This is a genomic window from Brucella sp. NBRC 12953, from assembly GCF_040369775.1.
Lineage (GTDB): Bacteria > Pseudomonadota > Alphaproteobacteria > Rhizobiales > Rhizobiaceae > Brucella > Brucella pseudogrignonensis.
In genome coordinates this window covers 97415-115454 of sequence record NZ_BAABSV010000001.1, presented here as the reverse complement: position 1 = coordinate 115454, position 18040 = coordinate 97415, and the positions used below count along the sequence as shown (strand labels likewise).

The following is an 18040-nucleotide window of genomic DNA, read 5'->3' as shown; positions in this document are numbered from 1 at the left end:
TGTCTTATTTAGTTCAACATAGAATTGGTGACATGCGCTTCATTCTCCCAGCCGTTCTGCTTTCTCTCGCCGCTTCGTCAGCATCCGCTCAGACAACAGCACCTGCGCCCGACAGCGCACCGCTCAGCCGGTGCGAAGAGTTTCTCAAAGGTATGAGCGTTCTCAAGCCCGGTAAGGATTATGCAGTCAGAGACATCCCCGATGGCTGCGTTGTTTTGAACGGTTTGTATCAAGCCACGAGCATGATGGGCTGGACAGTAGACAGGGCCATCATCGAAGTGGATCGCTTGCAGGACTATCTGTCCGAAGCGCCTGATTTGAGCAAAACTGCACCGCAATGGGGACGCATTGCGGTCGATGGTGTGCGCTTCACGCTGCAAAGCGGCAGCAAAATCTCGGATTACATCACCTCAATTCAGCAATGGCCGATGGATTTTACGGCCTCCTACCGCTTCAATCCGGAGAGTGGTTATCTGCACATTCAGAACGCAGAAATCAGCAGCACAAAGCTGGGCAAAGCTTCAGTTTCTGCGGAAATCAACCTGCCGATCGATTCATCGGTTGCTTCCCTGACCGTTAATCCGACCGCCACACTTTCGCATCTGCGTTTGCGCCTCGATAATCAGGGCCTGTTGGAAAGTGTCGCTTTGCCGACACTCGTCAATTTCGCTGCACTGCCATCTGAGACCGGCGAAAGCGACCCGGAAGTCGACATTGCGCGTCTACGCGATATTGCAAGCAAAGGCATTGAAGCTATGCCCGACAGCGAGATCGATGCGGCTTCCAGAAAAGCGCTGGCTCGTTTTGTTCAGGACATGCCAAATCCGACGGGCTTTTTCACAATGGATGTGCATTTCGACAAGCCGTTGCCAATCGGCTTAAAGGATCTGGAGCCGGGCAAACTTGCACAACACGCTCTGACAGGCGCAAAGATCAGCGTAACCTATAAAGCTCGCTAATCAGATAAAACCTGAAGCCAGAGCTTTTCCAATTTCGATTTATAGCATTTCCAGCAAAAGTGCGAAGCGGTTTTGCGTCGGATAATGCGTAAAAACAAACAGTTACAGCGGTTCCAACGATTCATTCTTAACTGGAACCGCTGTAACTGTTGGAAATGCTCTGTCTATCTGTTTTAGAGCATAAGTCCTATCGTAGTGAAACGAGGATCGATAAGATTATGCTTCAAATAAAAAGGCTTAGGGTGCCGATCTGATACAATCAGCTCGAAACGTGCTCTAAGCGCATCTTGCGAAACAAAGCAGTATCAACCGCCATGTCCACATCTCTATCATCACTTGAAACCGCCGCTAAATATCTGTCGCAATCCGACAAAGATCAGTTTTTCAAAATCAAGCGTGAAATGGAAGCATCAGGTGCATCCAGAGCAAGCATTGAAGAACGTCTTCATGCGTTTATTTGGCAAGTCATTGAAGCCGATGATGATGATGACGAAGACGAAAGCGGGAATGAAGAGTGAACTCTGACTCAGAAATGAGCGCGTCGATCTGAATATTTGCTTTTGCGCATCATCCGACGCAGAGCCATTTAACACTTCTCGAGGCGCGCTCTAAAATCAGCTTGCTTCGCGCAGCTGCTCTGCGGTTTGAAGATCAACCGAGACAAGCTGGCTCACGCCTTGCTCACCCATGGTCACGCCAAACAGGCGGTTCATGCGCGCCATGGTGATCGGATTATGCGTGATGACTACGAAACGCGTTTCGGTTGAAGCCGCCATTTCGTCCATCAGATTGCAATAGCGCTCGACATTATGGTCGTCGAGCGGCGCGTCCACTTCGTCCAGTACGCAGATCGGTGCCGGGTTCGTCAGGAACACGGCAAAGATCAGCGCCATTGCAGTCAGTGCCTGTTCGCCACCTGAAAGCAGCGTCATGGTCTGCGGCTTCTTGCCGGGTGGGCGTGCCAGAACTTCCAGCCCTGCATCCAGTGGATCATCGCTCTCAATGAGCTGCAATTCCGCAGTACCACCACCAAAAAGATGCGTAAACAGGCGCTGAAATTGCGCGTTCACAACATCAAATGCGGCCAGCAAACGTTCACGGCCCTCGCGGTTGAGGCTCTGAATCGCCTGGCGTAGTTTCTTGATCGCTTCAATGACGTCTTCGCGCTCGGAGATAATCGCCTCAAGACGCGCAGAAAGCTCCTGACTTTCCTCTTCCGCGCGCAAGTTGACTGCACCAAGACGCTCGCGTTCGATCCGCAAACGTTCAAGCTGGCGCTCGAGCTGATCAGGATCAGGCATACGGTCTTCAGGCTTAAAACCTGTGTGGCGGATCGCTTCGTGCGGCGCACAATTAAGTGCATCGACAATACGCGCTTCCGTATCCTTGCGACGTTCCTCGGCAGCTGTCAGGCGCTCTTCCGCACGCGCACGCTGTTCGCGGCTGGTCGCAAGCTGCTGAATGGCAAGCGTTGCGGCCTTGTCGAGCTCTGCCTGTGCAGCCTCTGCTTCAGCAAGAATGCCGGCAGCCTGCTTGCGACGCTCGTCAGCTCCCGAAAGCTCATTAAGCAGAGCGCGGCGGCGGCTTTCGATCTCTTCAGGTGCCTCTGCCAGTGCTTCAGCTTCATCGGCAGTCTCAGAACGACGATCATTTAGCGCAGCAATCTGCTGCGCGGCGTTTTCTGCACGAGACGCCCAGTTGCGGCGTTCAAGCCCAATCATCGCCAGACGGCGCGAACGGTTGTCGGCTTCGCGACGCTGACCTTCATAGGCAGCGCGAGCTTCCGCAAGCTGAACGCGGTCCGCTTGCACTTCCGTAGTCATGGCCGAATGGCGTTCGCCGATAGCATCCATATCGGGCATTTCGTTGAGACGGTCTTCTGCCTCAACAACGCGGATCTGTGCTTCCTCAAGGTTTTCCTCAAGGCGCGATTTGGCTTCTTCGAGACCAGCACGTTTGGTCGCCAGCTGCCCCGCAGCACGTTCAACAGCAGCCAGAGCCTCACGCGCATCATCTAGCTTGCGCTGATTGGCACGCCAGGCATCGCGGGCAACGCGTTCCTGTTCAACCGCTTCGCGAACAGCCATTTCAAAACGTTGCACGGCCTGTTCGGCACTCTTTACGCGGGCGTCAGCACTGATTGCTTCCTGCTCAAGCTCCGCCAGACGGTTCTTTTGCGCAAGCCGCTGAGCAGCTGGTGTCGGCGCATCGGCGCTTGCAGTATAGCCATCCCAGCGCCACAGAGCACCAGCCTTGCTGACCAGTCGCTGGCCAGGACGCAGAGAAGCCTGCAAACGCGGACCATCATTGTCGGAAACCACACCGACCTGCGCCAGTCTGCGGCGCAATTGCTGTGGGCCTTGCACCAGACGATCAAGCGATACACTGCCTTCAGGCAGAGCCGGATCGGTTTCAACTGCCGGATTATAGGCCCAAAAGACCGGCGCATCGGTGTCGCTTGCTGCATCAAGGTCTTCACCCAGAGCGGCACCCAAGGCAATTTCATAGCCCTTTTCGACTTGTAACTCTTCGACGACCGGCGGAAACTGTCCTGTCTCGCCAGCATTGAGAATGCGCGCCAATGTCTGCGCTTCGGTATCGATCCGATTAAGCTCAGTGCGCGCTTCGCTGAGCGGCTGACGGCCAGCTGCCTCTTGCTCACGCGCAGCACCCACGAGTTCTTCAGCGGCAGTCACCGCGTCTTCGGATGCTGCCAGTGCGTCAGTTGCAGCTTCAACTGCAATGCGCTTCTCAGCCGGATCAAACAGTCCACCGATCTGCTCAGTGACCGCCGCAATATCGCGCTCGATTGTTTCCATCTGATTCGCCAGACGGTCACGACGGCTTTGCGTTTCCTGCAAGGCCCGCTCGATCTGCGTTCGTTCGGCAGCGGCCTCTGCACGTTCCGCGGTCACGCGAGCAAGCGCGTTTTCGCTATCCTGCAGCCGGATTTCCGATTCCTCGAAAATCGCACGCAACTCTTCATCGCGTTCGCCAGATGCTTCATTGGATGCGAGCAGCTCCTGCTCTTCCTCGTCAAGCCGTGCCAGAATGTCGGCATTCTCGCGCACCATTTGCTCTTCGCGTGTAATGTCGGCAGTCAACTGTTCGAGCCGCTTCATAAGCTCGGCACGGCGGGCACGAATACGACCGTCTTCTTCGTCGAGCTGTGTGCGAGCGATTGAAAGACGCTGCAAAGCGGCAGCGGCTTTGGCTTCTGCCTCACGCATTTCAGGCAATTTATGCGCGCCAACGCCCTGTTCGCGCGCGGCATTCATCTGTGCCTGCGCCATATCCCCGACAACAGAGGTTGCCTGTGCCAGTGCGCTTTGTGCCTCGCCTTCCTGCGTTTTGGCTTGCGACCAGCGCAAATGAAGCAAGGCCGCTTCGGCGCGACGAATATCAGCCGAAAGTGCTTTAAAGCGATTGGCCTGACGCGCCTGACGTTTCAGACTTTCAATCTGGCTGCCAAGCTCGCCAACGACATCTTCGAGGCGTTCAAGATTGCCTTCAGCTGCACGAAGGCGCAATTCCGCCTCGTGGCGGCGGGTATGCAATCCGGAAATGCCTGCGGCTTCTTCCAGAAGCGCGCGACGCGCCTGTGGCTTGGCCTGAATAAGTTCGCCAATCCGGCCCTGCCCCACCATGGACGGCGAGCGGGCACCGGTTGATTGATCGGCAAAGAGCAGCTGCACATCCTTGGCGCGCGCTTCCTTACCATTGATGCGATAAACCGAACCCGCTTCGCGCTCGATACGGCGCGAAACCTGCAACTCGTCCTGATCATTATAGGCAGCAGGTGCTGTGCGGTCAGAATTATCGAGGAAAAGCGTCACTTCCGCCGTATTACGCGCGGGTCGCGTAGCGGAGCCGGAAAAGATCACATCGTCCATGCCGGAAGCGCGCATGTTTTTGTATGAGTTTTCACCCATCACCCAGCGCAGAGCTTCAACGAGATTGGACTTGCCGCAACCATTTGGCCCGACAACACCGGTCAGCCCACCTTCAATGACGAACTCCATCGGTTCGACAAAGGACTTAAAACCAACAAGACGCAGCTTGGAGAAGCGCATCAGTGAGCCCTCCCCGAAACTGTTTCAACGCGCCGGTTGTGCGAAAAACCGGCTTCCACTTTTTCGCCCGGCGCTTGCGTATAAACACAAAAAGCGGACGCAACGAAGCGTCCGCTTTTCTTGCCGAAAGGCGGCTTAGAGCAGCTTGTCAATGATTGCCGACATCTCGTCAACCGAAAGGGCTCCAGCGTATTTCTGTCCATTGATGAAGAAAGTTGGCGTGGCGTTCACACCAAATTCCGTCGAACCGCGTTCCATCGTTGCTCTCACATCATCGAGAACTTGCTGGTTCGTCAAGCAAGCCTTGAATGACTCCTGTGTAAAACCTGCAAGTTTTGCGATCTGGAGCAGTGCAGCTTCGCCATCAGCGGCGCCAGCCCATTGCTGCTGCTGCTTGAAGAAGACTTCAACCATCGGGAAGTAACGATCTTCCGGTGCGCAGCGAGCGAGCATGAAAGCAGCGGTTGCGCGTGGATCGAACGGGAACTCGCGGAAAATCAGCTTTGCCTTGCCGGTATCGATGTATTTTTCCTTGATGGTCGGGAAAGTGTTGATTGCAAAATCAGCGCAATGCGAACAGGTCAGCGATGCATATTCGACGATCGTGACTGGAGCATCGGCCTTACCATAGACCATGTCCTTGAGCTTGCCAGGCTCTGCGACTTTGGCGGCATCGATGGTGGCTTCGGCGCTGCGGGACTGAGCGCTTGCATTGCCAGCAAGAGCCAACCCTGCGGCAGCTGCGCCTGCAAGAGAAATAACATGTCTGCGGTTAAGCGTTGCAGGCATACGAATCATCCAGTCCTGTTTAAATGTTGACGTTTAGAAGCAATTTAGGGTGGCGGATGACTAATCACCAGCCCTCACTTGATCAAATGAAGTTCAGCACGATTGTTGGATCAAATTTAAGGCAAGCGGCTCACTTCTTCGTAGCGCGTTTCTCAGCGAGTATATTTTTGCCAAGGCGGGCAAGCGCGGCGCGCAGAGCATCGTCCTCAATACCGTCCGTTGCCTTATCGATACGCCGTTCTTCTGAAGGCGCCAGAGGAGCCATTCGCTTTGGCTTACGCCTGAAATCCAGCGCAGGCGGCTTCTGCTCAATCTTTATGCGACCTATAGCCGAGAAGCCAAGGAAGCCATTCACACGACTGATAATTTCACCCGTTTCGTGCTGGATCTGCAAAGCAGAAAAACCCTCACAGGCAATAATCAGCGTAGCGGGACTGAAAGGATCGTCTTCATGCAGGCGCCGAGGCCAGATAATGCGCAGCGGGCGTGACGAAGCACCTATTGCCGGGCCGACAATATCTTCCCAGGATTGCAGCAATGAGAGATTGATACCCGCACGCTTTTGCAACATCGGGTCCATCAAACCAGATGCCATATCTGCCAGAGGGCGGAAGCCTCTTTTGGGTTTACGTTCGCTCATCGCGTTCCATTATAGCCGCGAAACCACTCAACAAACAAAGGAATACCTTCATCGAGTGTGGTTTTAGGGCTGAAACCAAGATCGCGCGCAGCAAGTGTAATATCAGCATAGGTGCGCGGAACGTCGGCAGCTGGCATCGGTTCAAGTTTGCGGATCGCTTGCTTTCCACATGCTTTTTCAATCTCCGAGATGAAATCGCTGAGCATGACCGGGCGGTTATTGCCGAGGTTATAGACAGGCGCAGTTTGTTCAGGCTGTTCCATGATGCGTTTTATGGCGCCTAAAACGCCACTTACGATGTCATCAACGAATGTGAAATCTCGTTGCATCTCACCATTGTTGAAAACACGGATCGGCTCGCCCTTGAGGATCGCCGAGGTGAACAGCCATGGCGCCATGTCCGGGCGTCCGAACGGACCATAGACCGTAAAAAAGCGCAAACCCGTCGAATGCTGGCCGTGAACATGCTTATAAGACACGGCCAAAAGTTCACCTGAACGCTTTGTAGCGGCATAAACCGAGACCGGATGGTCAACAGCATCGCTTTCAGAAAACGGAATTTTTTCGTTAGCGCCATAGACTGACGACGAGCTGGCATAAACGACTGGCGGACGCTTTTCGAGCTTAAGAGCCGTTTCAAAAACTGTAATCTGCCCCATGACATTGGCCGACACATAGGCTGCCGGGTTTTCTATGGAATAACGAACGCCAGCCTGGGCTGCGAGATGCACGATGACATCGACATCACGATCAGCACCAATTGCCGCATTGAAAGCTTCCGCATCGGAAACATCCGCTTGCGCAAAGCGAAAGCCGTCGCGCGCATTCAGCTTGGCAAGACGCGTTTCCTTGAGGTCAACCTGATAATAATCATTAAGATTATCGATACCTATGACCTGCCATCCCTCATCCAGAAGGCGCGCTGCGGTGTGAAAGCCGATGAAACCAGCGGCGCCCGTCACGATTGCTTTCATGGATGTCATTTCCTGCAAATGTAGTTTGTAAGTCCGGCACGACGCAAAGCCATAATGCGGCGTGATGCTGCTGCATTCAGCGCGGCGAGGAAGAACATCACCGACGAGATCGTAACCTCATGCAGCAATGGATTATGCAACATGCCATAGCTGCCACAAACCACCGCAAAGTAAATCAAGGCTCGGCGCATAGCCCAACTATCGGAGTTGCGCCAAAGATGCACAAAAATCGCCAGGAACGCCGCGAACATGAAGAACAGTCCAATGATGCCATCGTTCAGCAATTCATCGAGCACAGTGTTATGGACGTGGCGAAATCCCTCCAACAGAGCAGCTTGCTCTCCAGCTTGCGCCCGGACTACGTCCATTTTCGTATAAGCACCAACCCCCGCTATCGGATTCTGCTCGATAACCTTTGCAGCACTCGTCCACATGACTTCGCGGATATCTGCCGAAATTTTATCTTCCCATTGTGAGCTGTCACCACTGTCGTAGTATTCAACCATTCCCGCAAAACGTTTGGAGATGATATCTCCAACAGGTCCTACAACGACAAGAGCCGCGAGAGCGGCCACCATGGCTGCATAAGCAGCTCCCTGTTGTCGAATACTAAAGCGTTTGAGGAAGAATATGACTTCGATCGCGGCAAAAACCGGCAGCACAACAATAACTGCCCGCGTTTCCGACGCCAGAACAGAAACCAAACCCAAAATCAGCCAATGAGGGCCGTTTGGAAGATAGCGATGAGTTTTGCCAATTGGAATAGCGGCTGAAATAGCTGCCACGCCTGCGACAAAGGCAAAGACTGCCTCGTTGCCACCAACACCAATCCGCCCACCCTCAGCGAATACGAGGTATATAATCGCAAGGACGGCCATAATGACACCGACACGCGATCCTAGCACATACGCCCGAAGGGGGTTCCGAACCAGCAGCATTCCGGGACCTGCAAAGGCGAATACCGCGATCAAAAGCGTGTAGCCAATTTGTCGGTTGTTAGCGAACGGCTCTCCACGGAACAGAATGAGGCCTAAAGACCAACCAGCATAAAGTAGAATGAATATGTAGAACTTCTTAGCAAATAGACGGGTCGCTGCGTGACGAGCAAAACTGAGATAGATACCAATGCATGAAAATACAAAAAGAATGATTGGGCCCAATCCTAATCGGATGGGCATCGCTGCAGATGCAACGCCTAGAACCCAATGGTCCACCCGCCGGCGGAGAAGAAAAGATTTTTTTAGAAATGCCACTTAAACCTCTTTCAGGCTATTTCGCCTTAGAGCGTATGCGATTCGCCTGATATAGTCAGTTGCTCTAAACAACAACGTTGTCAGCCGTTTGTATGCAGGTAAACGCGTTTTGGCGTAGCCTTGTCTACCTTGTGCTATAGTAGATACTAGTATTTCTGACAGAGCGACAACGGGCTTATTGGTCGTGAAGATTTCATAACTGCCCGCCCATCCACGCTCCAATGCAACATCATATGGAAGATACATAGGCTTTATCGCCGTAAGTAGCCGCTTGGCCCCCTCAAGTGTAACGATGTAGGCAGCAGAGCTGCCCAAAGGCCCATGCATACACCGACCAATCGTAAATCCCGCGCCTAAAGTGTGAAAATTGCGGTAGCTATTTGTGCGATGATTGACGAGCTTTATAATATCCCAGCCTGCCAACTTACGTGCTGCGGCTAAAAACGGAAGAAACTCTGGTGTGAACTCCACGTCATCTTCAATGATGACTGCAAAAGGCTCGTTTTCAGCGATTATTGTTTCAAGCGCACGTATATGGCTGAAATAACATCCGATTTCAGCAGGGAGTGGAATTTTTCCATGCCACCGGCGGAAGCTATTCTCGTCCAAATTGGTCAGCTCTTCTGGAGCAAGGAGTTTACCCTCGACTGCTTCTACGCGACGAATATCAATGGAGAATGCATCAGCGCTTGCGCGCAGGGCGTCCCATCTGTCCTGAGAGCGAGCAAGATTGATGGCGTAAACCGGGACAGAACCAACCACGGGCTCTCCTTAATTTCAATTCTCTTGGCAGCTCAGTGAGGCGATGCCACGCATTAATTTCTATCAATTCTAAACAAAGGTCTCTAATCAGAGATGAGTACCTCTCCCGACACTTAAATCATACCGGAAAAATGCTTAATACCTGCGTTAGCCACAGAACTGGACGAATTCTTGACTGGTATGATCGGCACCATCGTATTCTACCATGGCGTGTATCACCATCAGAGCAATCGCGCGGCATCAAGGCTGACCCTTACCGGATATGGCTTTCGGAGATTATGCTTCAACAAACAACGGTTGAAGCGGTCAAATCATACTTCACCAAATTTGTCGAACGCTGGCCGGATGTCATGGCTATGGCCGCTGCGAGCGAAGACGACATTTTGCGAGCCTGGGCAGGACTTGGCTATTATTCACGCGCGCGCAATCTCAAAAAATGCGCAGATCTGGTTGCAGCTCAGTATGCCGGAAGCTTCCCCACAACCGCTGCCGAGTTAAAAGAACTACCGGGCATCGGCGATTATACGTCTGCGGCAATCGCAGCAATTGCGTTTGGTCAGCCAGCAGCCGTAGTGGACGGCAATGTCGAGCGTGTTATTTCACGTCTCTATGCTATCGACACTCCTCTTCCTGCAGCTAAAACAGAAATCCGCCTCCTTATGGGAGAGTTGACACCTGCAGACAGGCCTGGTGATTTTGCGCAAGCAGTCATGGATTTAGGCGCAACCATCTGCACACCGCGTCGCCCAGCTTGCGCGATCTGTCCTGTCAATGACGGCTGCGAAGCTCTTACAAAGCGCGACCCGGAAGAATTTCCCGTCAAAGCCCCTAAAGCGTCGAAGCCAATCCGAACGGGCGCTGCTTTCGTTGCAATCGCCGATGATGGTTCCGTTTTGTTGCGCAAACGCAAAGGTGAAGGTCTGCTTGCTGGCATGACAGAAGTGCCGGGCAGTCACTGGACGGCACGTATTGATGGCGACGCAACGGTAGATGCCGCTCCTTTTGCTGGCGACTGGGTCGCCTCAGGGAGCATCACGCATGTCTTCACACATTTCGAATTGCGCCTTTCCGTCTATTCAGCCGCCAACATCACCAAGCACGATATTACAGAAGGCTGGTGGTCTTCGCCTTCAGAACTTGAAGGCGAAGCGCTGCCGACTGTCATGAAAAAGGCAATTACTGCCGCTATTCCAGACGCATTCAAACGGGGGAGGAAAAACCGTTGACCAATCAAGTCAAACACGTCGTTTTCGATATTGGAAAAGTGCTGTTGCATTATGACCCAGAGCTTGCCTATCTCGATGTGATCCCTGACGAGGCAGAGCGCCGCTGGTTTCTGGAGAATATCTGCACAGGCGCTTGGAATATCGAACAGGATCGTGGCCGCAGCTGGCAGGATGCTGAAGCGCTGCTGATTGAAGCGCACCCAGAAAAGAGCAGTCACATTCGCGCATTTCGCCAAAACTGGAATCTGATGGTGCCCCATTCCTACGATGACAGTGTTGCAATACTGCGCGGACTTATTGCTGAGGGCAATGACGTAACCATGCTCACGAACTTCGCTTCCGACACATTACGTGAAGCGCAAGGACGGTTTCCGTTTCTGACGGAGAGCCGCGGCGTCACGGTCTCAGGCGATATCCGTATGTTGAAACCAGACCGCGAAATTTACGAGCATCACGTTGCAAGCTTCGATCTTGATCCTGCTGCAACGCTTTTTATTGATGACAGTCCGGCCAATGTGGAAGGTGCTAAAGCAGCCGGTTGGCAGGCTGTGCATTTCACCGGCGCACCTAAATTGGCAGACAATCTGAGAAGCCTCGGTCTCTCATTCTGATCCAAAAAACACCTAAACAGAAAAAGACCCCCGAAGCGAAACACTTCGGGGGTCTTTTCATCAGACTTTGTTGGAGGTCGTCCGATAGTAAGCTCTACAGCATAATTCCTTAAATATGCTGCAAATATAGAGTGTTAGAGCGCATTCCGAAAAGTGCGATGCGGTTTTCGGAACAAGATGTGCGCAAAAACAAATGGATCAAGATTAAGCGCCTGCGACAGCCATCTGATCGCGGATCACCTTGCGCAGATCATCGATAGGCTTCAGCATACCTGCCTCTTCATAGTGCCAGAATGTCCAGCCATTGCAGGCATCAAATCCCTGTACCTTGGCCCCAATGCGATGGATCGAACCCGCTTCACCATTCGCAGCCAGTGTGCCATCAGCACGAACGATGGCGGCATGACGACGGCGTGCATCAGAAAGAACCGTGCCCGGACGTAGGAGACCTGCCTCCATGATCGAGGTGAAGGCCACCCGCGGCTCTGCACGCTTGCCGGTCATAACCGTCAGTTCGGCCTTGCCCAGCGGTTCGACCGCATCAATGCGAGCGGTTGCCGCATCGATATAGGTCTGCTCCCGTTCGATACCAACGAAGTGGCGACCGAGGCGCTTTGCAACAGCACCCGTGGTGCCGGAACCGAAGAACGGATCAAGAATAACGTCGCCCGGCTTGCTCGAGGCCATCATAATACGGGCAAGCAGTGCTTCCGGCTTTTGCGTCGGATGAACTTTGTCGCCGTTTTCATCTTTCAGGCGTTCTGAGCCCGTGCAGATTGGGAACAGCCAATCAGAGCGCATCTGTACGTCGTCATTGGCAGCCTTCATGGCGTCGTAATTGAAGGTGTAACCTTTGCCCTTTGCATCTCGTGAAGCCCAGATCAGCGTTTCATGCGCGTTCTGGAAACGACGACCGCGGAAGTTCGGCATCGGATTGGTCTTGCGCCAGACGATATCGTTGAGCAGCCAGAAACCAATATCCTGCAACTGCGTGCCGACGCGGAAGATGTTGTGGTAAGAACCGATGACCCAGATAGTGCCATTTGGCTTCAGAACGCGGCGGCAGGCCAGAAGCCATGCGCGAGTGAAAGCATCATAGGCCTGAAAGCTTTCAAACTGGTCCCAATGATCATCAACTGCGCTGACCATCGTCTGATCAGGGCGATGGAGATCACCACCAAGCTGAAGATTGTATGGAGGATCGGCGAAAATGACGTCCACCGAGTGATCAGGAAGGCGTTCCAGAGCGGCAACGCAATCACCCTTGATGATAGAGTCGAGCCAAGCGGTACGTGGGGCCTCAATAGGCAACTCATGTGCAAGACGTACTAGGGACATGGGATACTCGATTACCTGTGAACGCTAAAAACTTGTCCTTATGGTTACTGAGTAGGGTAAATATGCGGTTAACGCCAAGTGATTGAAATCGTAAACCTTTTCTTAATTGAGCGGTAAATGCCCGCGTTTCCGGCACTTTTGCGAGCGATATGGCTTAAACAGTTTTCTTCCAGCCATATTAAAGCCGTCAACAAATTGCAGTGCAGAAATGCAATATGACGCAATCAATAAGGCTTGGTTATTCGTTTTGCGCCTATAATTGCCTTCAAGTGATTTGCTTCAACGTGCTGCTTGTCCGAAAACCGTTTCATATTTTGGACTGCAACCCGAGACTGATAAGCGTACCTGTTCTATGTGTCTGACATGAATATCAACGAGCTGCGCCACAACCGGTATTTGCGGGTTCTTTTCGTACCCTTCCGTATGCGCGCGCTTGTGCGCGGCAGTGAAATTGGTCTCGCTATCGCGGGCGTGGTTATCGGCGTGATTTCCGCGCTTGCTGTTGCAGCAATTGGCGGCATTTCTCAGTGGATGCATCAGGCTCTGTTCGGTCTTGCGGAAGGGGAGCGGCTCAGCTCCGCCTCGGAACTGAGTTCCAGCGCTTACATTGCACCACTCGCCGGCGGCATCCTCATGGGAATTGTCATTTGGATATTGGCGCGCTGGCGTAAACGTCCCATCGTTGACCCCATTGAAGCCAATGCTTTGCACGGCGGCCATCTTTCGCTGACGGACAGTTTTATCCTCGTCGGGCAGAACCTTATTTCCAACGGGTTTGGTGCGTCCGTCGGGCTTGAAGCAGCTTATACGCAGCTCGCCAGTGGTTTCGCATCGCGTATCGGTCGTGCGCTGAAATTGCGCCGCGCCGATTTGCGTACTTTAGTTGGGTGTGGTGCAGCAGCCGCGATTGCAAGCGCCTTTAACGCACCGCTGACCGGCGCTTTCTACGCATTTGAACTCATTATCGGCGTTTACTCGATTGCCACTCTTGCACCTGTGGTGGTCGCCGCAATCGTCGGCATGTTGGTCACACAAGCCATCGGTGGTCCGCCTTTTGTCATTCACATCGGACCTTTGGATAGCATTGCGGCGCGCGACTATGTGCCTGCACTGGTTCTCGGCTTTCTTGCTGCTGGCATCGCCATTCTCATCATGCGTGGTGTGACAACAGTTGAGCGTGTCGCACGCAAAAGCGTGGTCCCAACAGTTCTCGCTCCAGCCATTGGTGGCGCAATTGTCGGCATGATCGCTTTCGTCTCGCCACAAGTTCTGGCTTCCGGCCATGGTGCCCTGCATCTCGACCTGAATGCCAATCTAACCATTCCGGTTTTGCTGCTGCTAATTTTCAGTAAGTCACTGGCTTCAGCCATCTCAATCGGTTCAGGATTTCGCGGCGGCTTGTTCTTTGCGTCCCTGTTTCTTGGCGCGCTTACTGGAAAGCTCTTTGCAGCCGTGACCGGTTATGTCTTACCACTCACGCTTGAACCAGAGGTCTACGCTGTGATCGGCATGAGTTCGATGGCCGTCGCCATCGTTGGCGGCCCATTGACGATGACGTTTCTGGCTCTCGAATTAACTGGCGATTTCCCAATTGCGATGCTTGTGCTAGGTGCCGTCGTGTCTTCATCTCTGATGGTTCGCAAAACCTTCGGCTACTCCTTCGCAACCTGGCGTTTCCACTTGCGCGGTGAAGCTATACGTTCCGCACACGATATTGGCTGGATACGTAACCTGACTGTCACCCGGATGATGCGTCATGACGTGCGTACGGTGCAGATCGACACAGATATCGAAACATTCCGCCACGACTTTCCGCTTGGTTCGACACAGCGCGTCATCGCCGTCGATAGTGATGGCCGATATGTCGGCATGATTCCCGTTCCTGCTGCCTATTCCGAGAGTTTCGACACAACGGATGAGACACGCAGTATCTCCGAATTGTTGCGCTATCAGGATGAGTTCCTGCTTCCACAGATGAATGCCAAAGAAGCTGTTGCGCGTTTTGACCGTGCGGAAGCTGAAGCACTCGCAGTCATCAACAATGCACAGGACCGCAAAGTGCTGGGGCTTTTGAGTGAAGCACATACATTGCGTCGCTATAGTGAAGAACTAGATCGCCGCCGCCGTGAGGTTTCAGGCGAGGTCTAAGTTTACTGGCTTGTTTGGGAAGTGGGTTCGCTTCCGTTGTTTTCCGGCGTTGCACGGTAATAATACGGGGTAGCAAAAATAAAAGTTAGAACGACGATAACTGCCAGAACAAACAGTACAACGGATTTACGCATCGAATTCTCCTTTGAGAGCGCATCAGGGAGAGCCTAAGCAAGCTTCACGGTGATACACGCCAAGTATGTTTGTCAGATCGCATCACGCTCCGACCAAGAGAAAACGGTCAGCAATTGATATCGTTCCTGATATCCCTTCATCCTTGAAGACGCCGAGTTTGACGCCTAAGTCATAAAGGTGTAGCTCATCGGCGATAGTTCGGTGGGTGCTATTACCCCCACACCTCCCACACAAAGGCTTTTTAAAATGGCGGCTCCGTCCCTGATTATTTTTGACTGTGATGGCGTATTGGTGGACTCGGAATTCATCGCCGCACAAGTCGATGCAGCCCTTCTCACTGAAGCCGGTTATCCAATTGAAGCGGAAGAAGTGGGTGAGCGTTTCGCAGGCCTGACGTGGCAGGACATTCTTCTCACCGTTGAGCGTGAAGCTGGAATTCCACTTTCGGCGTCCCTGCTCGATAAAGCCGACAAGCTGCTGGATGAACGCCTTAAGAACGAAGTTCAGGCGATTGAAGATATCGTCGAAGTCGTTTCAGCTCTTGGCCTTCCAAAGTGCATCTGCTCGAACTCGACCAGCGCTCGCCTTGAACTCATGCTGAAGCGCGTCGGCCTCTACGATCTTTTTGAACCGAACATCTTCTCGTCTCGTGAAGTTGGCTCCAAGAAGCCAAAGCCTGCACCAGACGTCTTCCTTCATGCAGCGAAGCACTTCGGTGTCGATCCGGCTGATGTAATTGTTATTGAAGATTCAGCCCACGGCATTCATGGCGCGCGCGCTGCGGGTATGCGCGTCATCGGCTTCACCGGAGGCGCTCACACCTATCCCGGACATGCAGACAAGCTGACCGATGCAGGTGCGGAAACAGTTATTCACCGCCACAAGGATCTTCCCGGCGTGATCGAAGCACTGTCAATTTGGACGGATGCCTGATTTTCATCCATTTCTCCGGAATGGATTTTCGGGAGAATTATAGTCGCTGGTGCAATTGATGCAGCATATTCTCGCTGCATCAGTTCATGGAAATGAAGCATTTCTGTCCGCTTAAAGCGCATCCCGAAAAGTGTGAAACGGTTCTCGGAACAAGATGCGCGTTAAACCAGATGATTAGAGCGCTCAGGCAGCGCTACGCTTGCTCTTGCCCTTCGACGCGGCATTTAGTGTCGCAAACAGCTCTTCAGATTCGCTTTCGCTCAATCCGATCAGCATGCGCTCGCCCAGTGAAGCAGGCTCGCCTGAGATCGTATCGAAGATAGCCCAGGTATCCGTCGGTTCAAGCACGCGTTCATATTTCTGTTTCATGGGCATAGACCAGAGCGGTTTCTGTGAGCCGCCCCATCCTCTTGTTTCGTTGCAGTTTCAGTCGAAGATGATTGCGCCCGAACTCCAGATGCAGTCATCTCTGTTGATACTGTTCTAGCGCAAACCTCTTGCTATTCACTTCACACAAGCGGTTTAATTTAATTAGAATCTTATAGATTTGTCCTATAGTTAAATATCTATTTCGAATTAGGTGTCTTTGCCTGTCCGCGTTTTTTGGGGCTCTTAGAACCAACGACAAGCGCTTGAGCGAACTTGGCATCAACCGGCTTTCCGAAAAACCATCCCTGCCCTGAAATATCGCCACTAATGCTGCGAAAATATTCCGCCTGAGCGGCTGTCTCGATACCTTCCACGACGATATCGAGATTATGTCCATGCGCCATGGAAATGATCTGCGGAACGATCGAAACCTTGCCATCCTCGTCACCCACGGTTCGGGTGAAAGCCTTATCGATCTTGATCGCGTCGACCTGCAACTCTCCCAGATAGGCAAGACTGGAATAGCCAGTACCGAAGTCGTCGATATAGATCCGGTGGCCCCGCTCACGCAGGTCCTTGATACCTTCGGAAGCCTTAGAAAAGTCAACAGCAGTGCGTTCAGTCAGCTCCAGCCCAATCTGATGGGGATCAATGTCGGCAGCAAGCAAGCGTTGCTCAAGTGCTGCCCTGAAAGTTGGGTTCTGCACATCACCTGCCGTCATATTGATATTGATACGTAAATCGCGCTGCTCACGAAGCAGCTCACCCATTTCTGCAAGCATATGATCGACGACGTAGATAGTGATCCTGTCAGCAATCCCAGCAGTTTCCGCACGCGCTATAAACAGATCGGGCGGGACAAAATCGCCTTTCGTTATTTCCCAACGAATTAGCGCCTCAAAACCGGTAATTCTACCACTGCCGATGCAGACAACCGGTTGATAAACGAGTGTCAGACTGTTCGCCGCCAGAGCCTTCTTCAAAAGTGAAACCAATGATCGGTCGCGATTGCGATAGTAATTCCAACCGACACCGAGCCCTGCTCCTACGCATGTGCCAAGAACTGTGAACAGGACAGGCAAAATGCCATCCGACTGCGTATGCCAGCTTTCCGACGTCGCCAGAGCAATACAAACACCCGTGACGGGATCGCAGGTGTTTTCCCGCAGGATATCGTCTCCAACACCGAAAAATCGACTGTTCCTCGTCGGTACAAAACTATTCTGGGCATTGCCGGGAAATTCATCCGGAAAGCTGTAGAGACGAGCAGATTTTGTTTTATCGGAATTCACGAGAAAAACTGCGAAATGATACTGCGAGACATGCAGAGCATCAAAAGCAACCGAACTTAATACGACATTGGCTTCAGCCCGCCCCATGACAGGCCCATGACTACCGGGCGTGAGCAGCTGATGGTCGCCATAAACATAAGTTCCGTCTCCCAAAAGCACATCTTCAGTCGAGCGTACCTCATCGGTGTCAATGTCGTTTAACAAGGTCGAGCACTGGAGGCGATCATTGATGAGACGACCGATGTCTTTGATATGATAGGCACTGAACAGCAGCTCCCTCAAATAACGTTTATCGTCGTCTGAGCAGACTGAGTAAGGTGAGCGGTTCGTTTGTTCCAGAGTTTTCTGGGCGGAAGTGACGATGCGGTTTGCCTGAGACATGAGCACGGTCATATACGCGTCCATGTCGCGTTCTTCTTCAAGAAGCTGGAAACGTTCTCCGGTCCATTTGCCTATTATTGCGCCAAGCAGCAGCATAACGACGACCAGGATATAAACAGGCAAAATAACAGACCTGCGTTGAAGTCCCATCAGAAAA

16 protein-coding genes are annotated in these 18040 nt (G+C 52.7%); 6 read left to right on the top strand and 10 right to left on the bottom strand.

The window, feature by feature from the left end; translation table 11 throughout:
• The first annotated feature begins 32 nt into the window (after positions 1 to 32).
• Both ABWV94_RS00595 and ABWV94_RS00590 read left to right on the top strand, forming a co-directional pair.
• Entirely contained in the window at positions 33 to 959 is a 927-nt protein-coding gene (locus ABWV94_RS00595) for a hypothetical protein (protein ID WP_353412446.1), read from the top strand.
• Positions 960 to 1246: 287 nt separating this feature from the next.
• Positions 1247 to 1477: a hypothetical protein gene (locus ABWV94_RS00590; RefSeq protein ID WP_353412444.1), complete on the top strand. Its 231-nt coding sequence runs from the start codon at positions 1247 to 1249 to the stop codon at positions 1475 to 1477.
• A 96-nt stretch (positions 1478 to 1573) separates the two neighbouring features.
• Here ABWV94_RS00590 and smc read toward each other — a convergent pair whose 3' ends face one another.
• The 6 genes from smc to ABWV94_RS00560 all read right to left on the bottom strand — a co-directional run bounded on the left by smc (position 1574) and on the right by ABWV94_RS00560 (position 9450).
• Complete coding sequence (gene smc / locus ABWV94_RS00585) at positions 1574 to 5032, bottom strand: chromosome segregation protein SMC (RefSeq protein WP_113498310.1); 3459 nt, start codon at positions 5030 to 5032, stop codon at positions 1574 to 1576.
• A 135-nt stretch (positions 5033 to 5167) separates the two neighbouring features.
• Positions 5168 to 5821 carry a DsbA family protein gene (locus ABWV94_RS00580; protein WP_007874076.1) on the bottom strand — a complete coding sequence of 218 codons (654 nt, stop codon included), beginning with the start codon at positions 5819 to 5821 and terminating at the stop codon, positions 5168 to 5170.
• 130 nt (positions 5822 to 5951) lie between these two features.
• Positions 5952 to 6461 carry a DUF721 domain-containing protein gene (locus ABWV94_RS00575; RefSeq protein ID WP_007874074.1) on the bottom strand — a complete coding sequence of 170 codons (510 nt, stop codon included), beginning with the start codon at positions 6459 to 6461 and terminating at the stop codon, positions 5952 to 5954.
• A complete protein-coding gene (locus ABWV94_RS00570) occupies positions 6458 to 7435 on the bottom strand; it encodes an SDR family NAD(P)-dependent oxidoreductase (protein WP_113498312.1) in 978 nt (325 codons plus the stop codon). Before ABWV94_RS00570 ends, ABWV94_RS00575 begins: the two co-directional genes overlap by 4 nt.
• A gap of 5 nt (positions 7436 to 7440) precedes the next feature.
• Positions 7441 to 8688, bottom strand: coding sequence for an O-antigen ligase family protein (locus ABWV94_RS00565; RefSeq protein WP_079211603.1), 1248 nt, complete (start codon positions 8686 to 8688; stop codon positions 7441 to 7443).
• Complete coding sequence (locus ABWV94_RS00560) at positions 8689 to 9450, bottom strand: glycosyltransferase family 25 protein (RefSeq protein ID WP_113498315.1); 762 nt, start codon at positions 9448 to 9450, stop codon at positions 8689 to 8691. It lies immediately after the preceding gene.
• 131 nt (positions 9451 to 9581) lie between these two features.
• On the opposite strand from ABWV94_RS00560, the gene mutY reads away from it, so the two are divergent.
• Both mutY and ABWV94_RS00550 read left to right on the top strand, forming a co-directional pair.
• Entirely contained in the window at positions 9582 to 10676 is a 1095-nt protein-coding gene (mutY, locus tag ABWV94_RS00555) for an A/G-specific adenine glycosylase (protein ID WP_105518263.1), read from the top strand.
• A complete protein-coding gene (locus ABWV94_RS00550; RefSeq protein ID WP_113498317.1) occupies positions 10673 to 11287 on the top strand; it encodes an HAD family hydrolase in 615 nt (204 codons plus the stop codon). The genes mutY and ABWV94_RS00550 overlap by 4 nt, the downstream gene beginning before the upstream one ends.
• 204 nt (positions 11288 to 11491) lie before the next feature.
• On the opposite strand, the gene ABWV94_RS00545 is transcribed toward ABWV94_RS00550, so the two are convergent.
• The gene (locus ABWV94_RS00545) at positions 11492 to 12625 is read right to left on the bottom strand and encodes a site-specific DNA-methyltransferase (RefSeq protein ID WP_007874058.1); all 1134 of its coding nucleotides are present in this window, start codon (positions 12623 to 12625) and stop codon (positions 11492 to 11494) included.
• A gap of 363 nt (positions 12626 to 12988) precedes the next feature.
• Here ABWV94_RS00545 and ABWV94_RS00540 point away from each other — a divergent pair, with 363 nt between their 5' ends.
• A complete protein-coding gene (locus tag ABWV94_RS00540; RefSeq protein WP_112806984.1) occupies positions 12989 to 14773 on the top strand; it encodes a chloride channel protein in 1785 nt (594 codons plus the stop codon).
• Between the two features lie 2 nt (positions 14774 to 14775).
• On the opposite strand, the gene ABWV94_RS00535 is transcribed toward ABWV94_RS00540, so the two are convergent.
• Complete coding sequence (locus tag ABWV94_RS00535; protein ID WP_256443839.1) at positions 14776 to 14907, bottom strand: hypothetical protein; 132 nt, start codon at positions 14905 to 14907, stop codon at positions 14776 to 14778.
• A gap of 247 nt (positions 14908 to 15154) precedes the next feature.
• On the opposite strand from ABWV94_RS00535, the gene ABWV94_RS00530 reads away from it, so the two are divergent.
• On the top strand, positions 15155 to 15841 hold the full coding sequence (locus ABWV94_RS00530; protein ID WP_007874055.1) for an HAD family hydrolase: 687 nt from the start codon (positions 15155 to 15157) through the stop codon (positions 15839 to 15841).
• A 183-nt stretch (positions 15842 to 16024) separates the two neighbouring features.
• On the opposite strand, the gene ABWV94_RS00525 is transcribed toward ABWV94_RS00530, so the two are convergent.
• Together ABWV94_RS00525 and ABWV94_RS00520 are read right to left on the bottom strand one after the other, a co-directional pair.
• The gene (locus ABWV94_RS00525; protein ID WP_113498320.1) at positions 16025 to 16210 is read right to left on the bottom strand and encodes a hypothetical protein; all 186 of its coding nucleotides are present in this window, start codon (positions 16208 to 16210) and stop codon (positions 16025 to 16027) included.
• Positions 16211 to 16407: 197 nt separating this feature from the next.
• On the bottom strand, positions 16408 to 18033 hold the full coding sequence (locus tag ABWV94_RS00520; RefSeq protein ID WP_113498322.1) for an EAL domain-containing protein: 1626 nt from the start codon (positions 18031 to 18033) through the stop codon (positions 16408 to 16410).
• Between the last annotated feature and the right edge of the window lie 7 nt (positions 18034 to 18040).

Excerpts from the sequence above, each read along its gene's own strand:
- ABWV94_RS00595 (WP_353412446.1), top strand. The coding sequence starts at position 33 with ATGCGCTTCATTCTCCCAGCCGTTCTGCTTTCTCTCGCCGCTTCGTCA.
- smc (WP_113498310.1), bottom strand. The coding sequence starts at position 5,032 with ATGCGCTTCTCCAAGCTGCGTCTTGTTGGTTTTAAGTCCTTTGTCGAA.
- ABWV94_RS00580 (WP_007874076.1), bottom strand. The coding sequence starts at position 5,821 with ATGCCTGCAACGCTTAACCGCAGACATGTTATTTCTCTTGCAGGCGCA.
- ABWV94_RS00575 (WP_007874074.1), bottom strand. The coding sequence starts at position 6,461 with ATGAGCGAACGTAAACCCAAAAGAGGCTTCCGCCCTCTGGCAGATATG.
- ABWV94_RS00570 (WP_113498312.1), bottom strand. The coding sequence starts at position 7,435 with ATGAAAGCAATCGTGACGGGCGCCGCTGGTTTCATCGGCTTTCACACC.
- mutY (WP_105518263.1), top strand. The coding sequence starts at position 9,582 with ATGCTTAATACCTGCGTTAGCCACAGAACTGGACGAATTCTTGACTGG.
- ABWV94_RS00545 (WP_007874058.1), bottom strand. The coding sequence starts at position 12,625 with ATGTCCCTAGTACGTCTTGCACATGAGTTGCCTATTGAGGCCCCACGT.
- ABWV94_RS00540 (WP_112806984.1), top strand. The coding sequence starts at position 12,989 with ATGAATATCAACGAGCTGCGCCACAACCGGTATTTGCGGGTTCTTTTC.
- ABWV94_RS00535 (WP_256443839.1), bottom strand. The coding sequence starts at position 14,907 with ATGCGTAAATCCGTTGTACTGTTTGTTCTGGCAGTTATCGTCGTTCTA.
- ABWV94_RS00530 (WP_007874055.1), top strand. The coding sequence starts at position 15,155 with ATGGCGGCTCCGTCCCTGATTATTTTTGACTGTGATGGCGTATTGGTG.
- ABWV94_RS00525 (WP_113498320.1), bottom strand. The coding sequence starts at position 16,210 with ATGAAACAGAAATATGAACGCGTGCTTGAACCGACGGATACCTGGGCT.
- ABWV94_RS00520 (WP_113498322.1), bottom strand. The coding sequence starts at position 18,033 with ATGGGACTTCAACGCAGGTCTGTTATTTTGCCTGTTTATATCCTGGTC.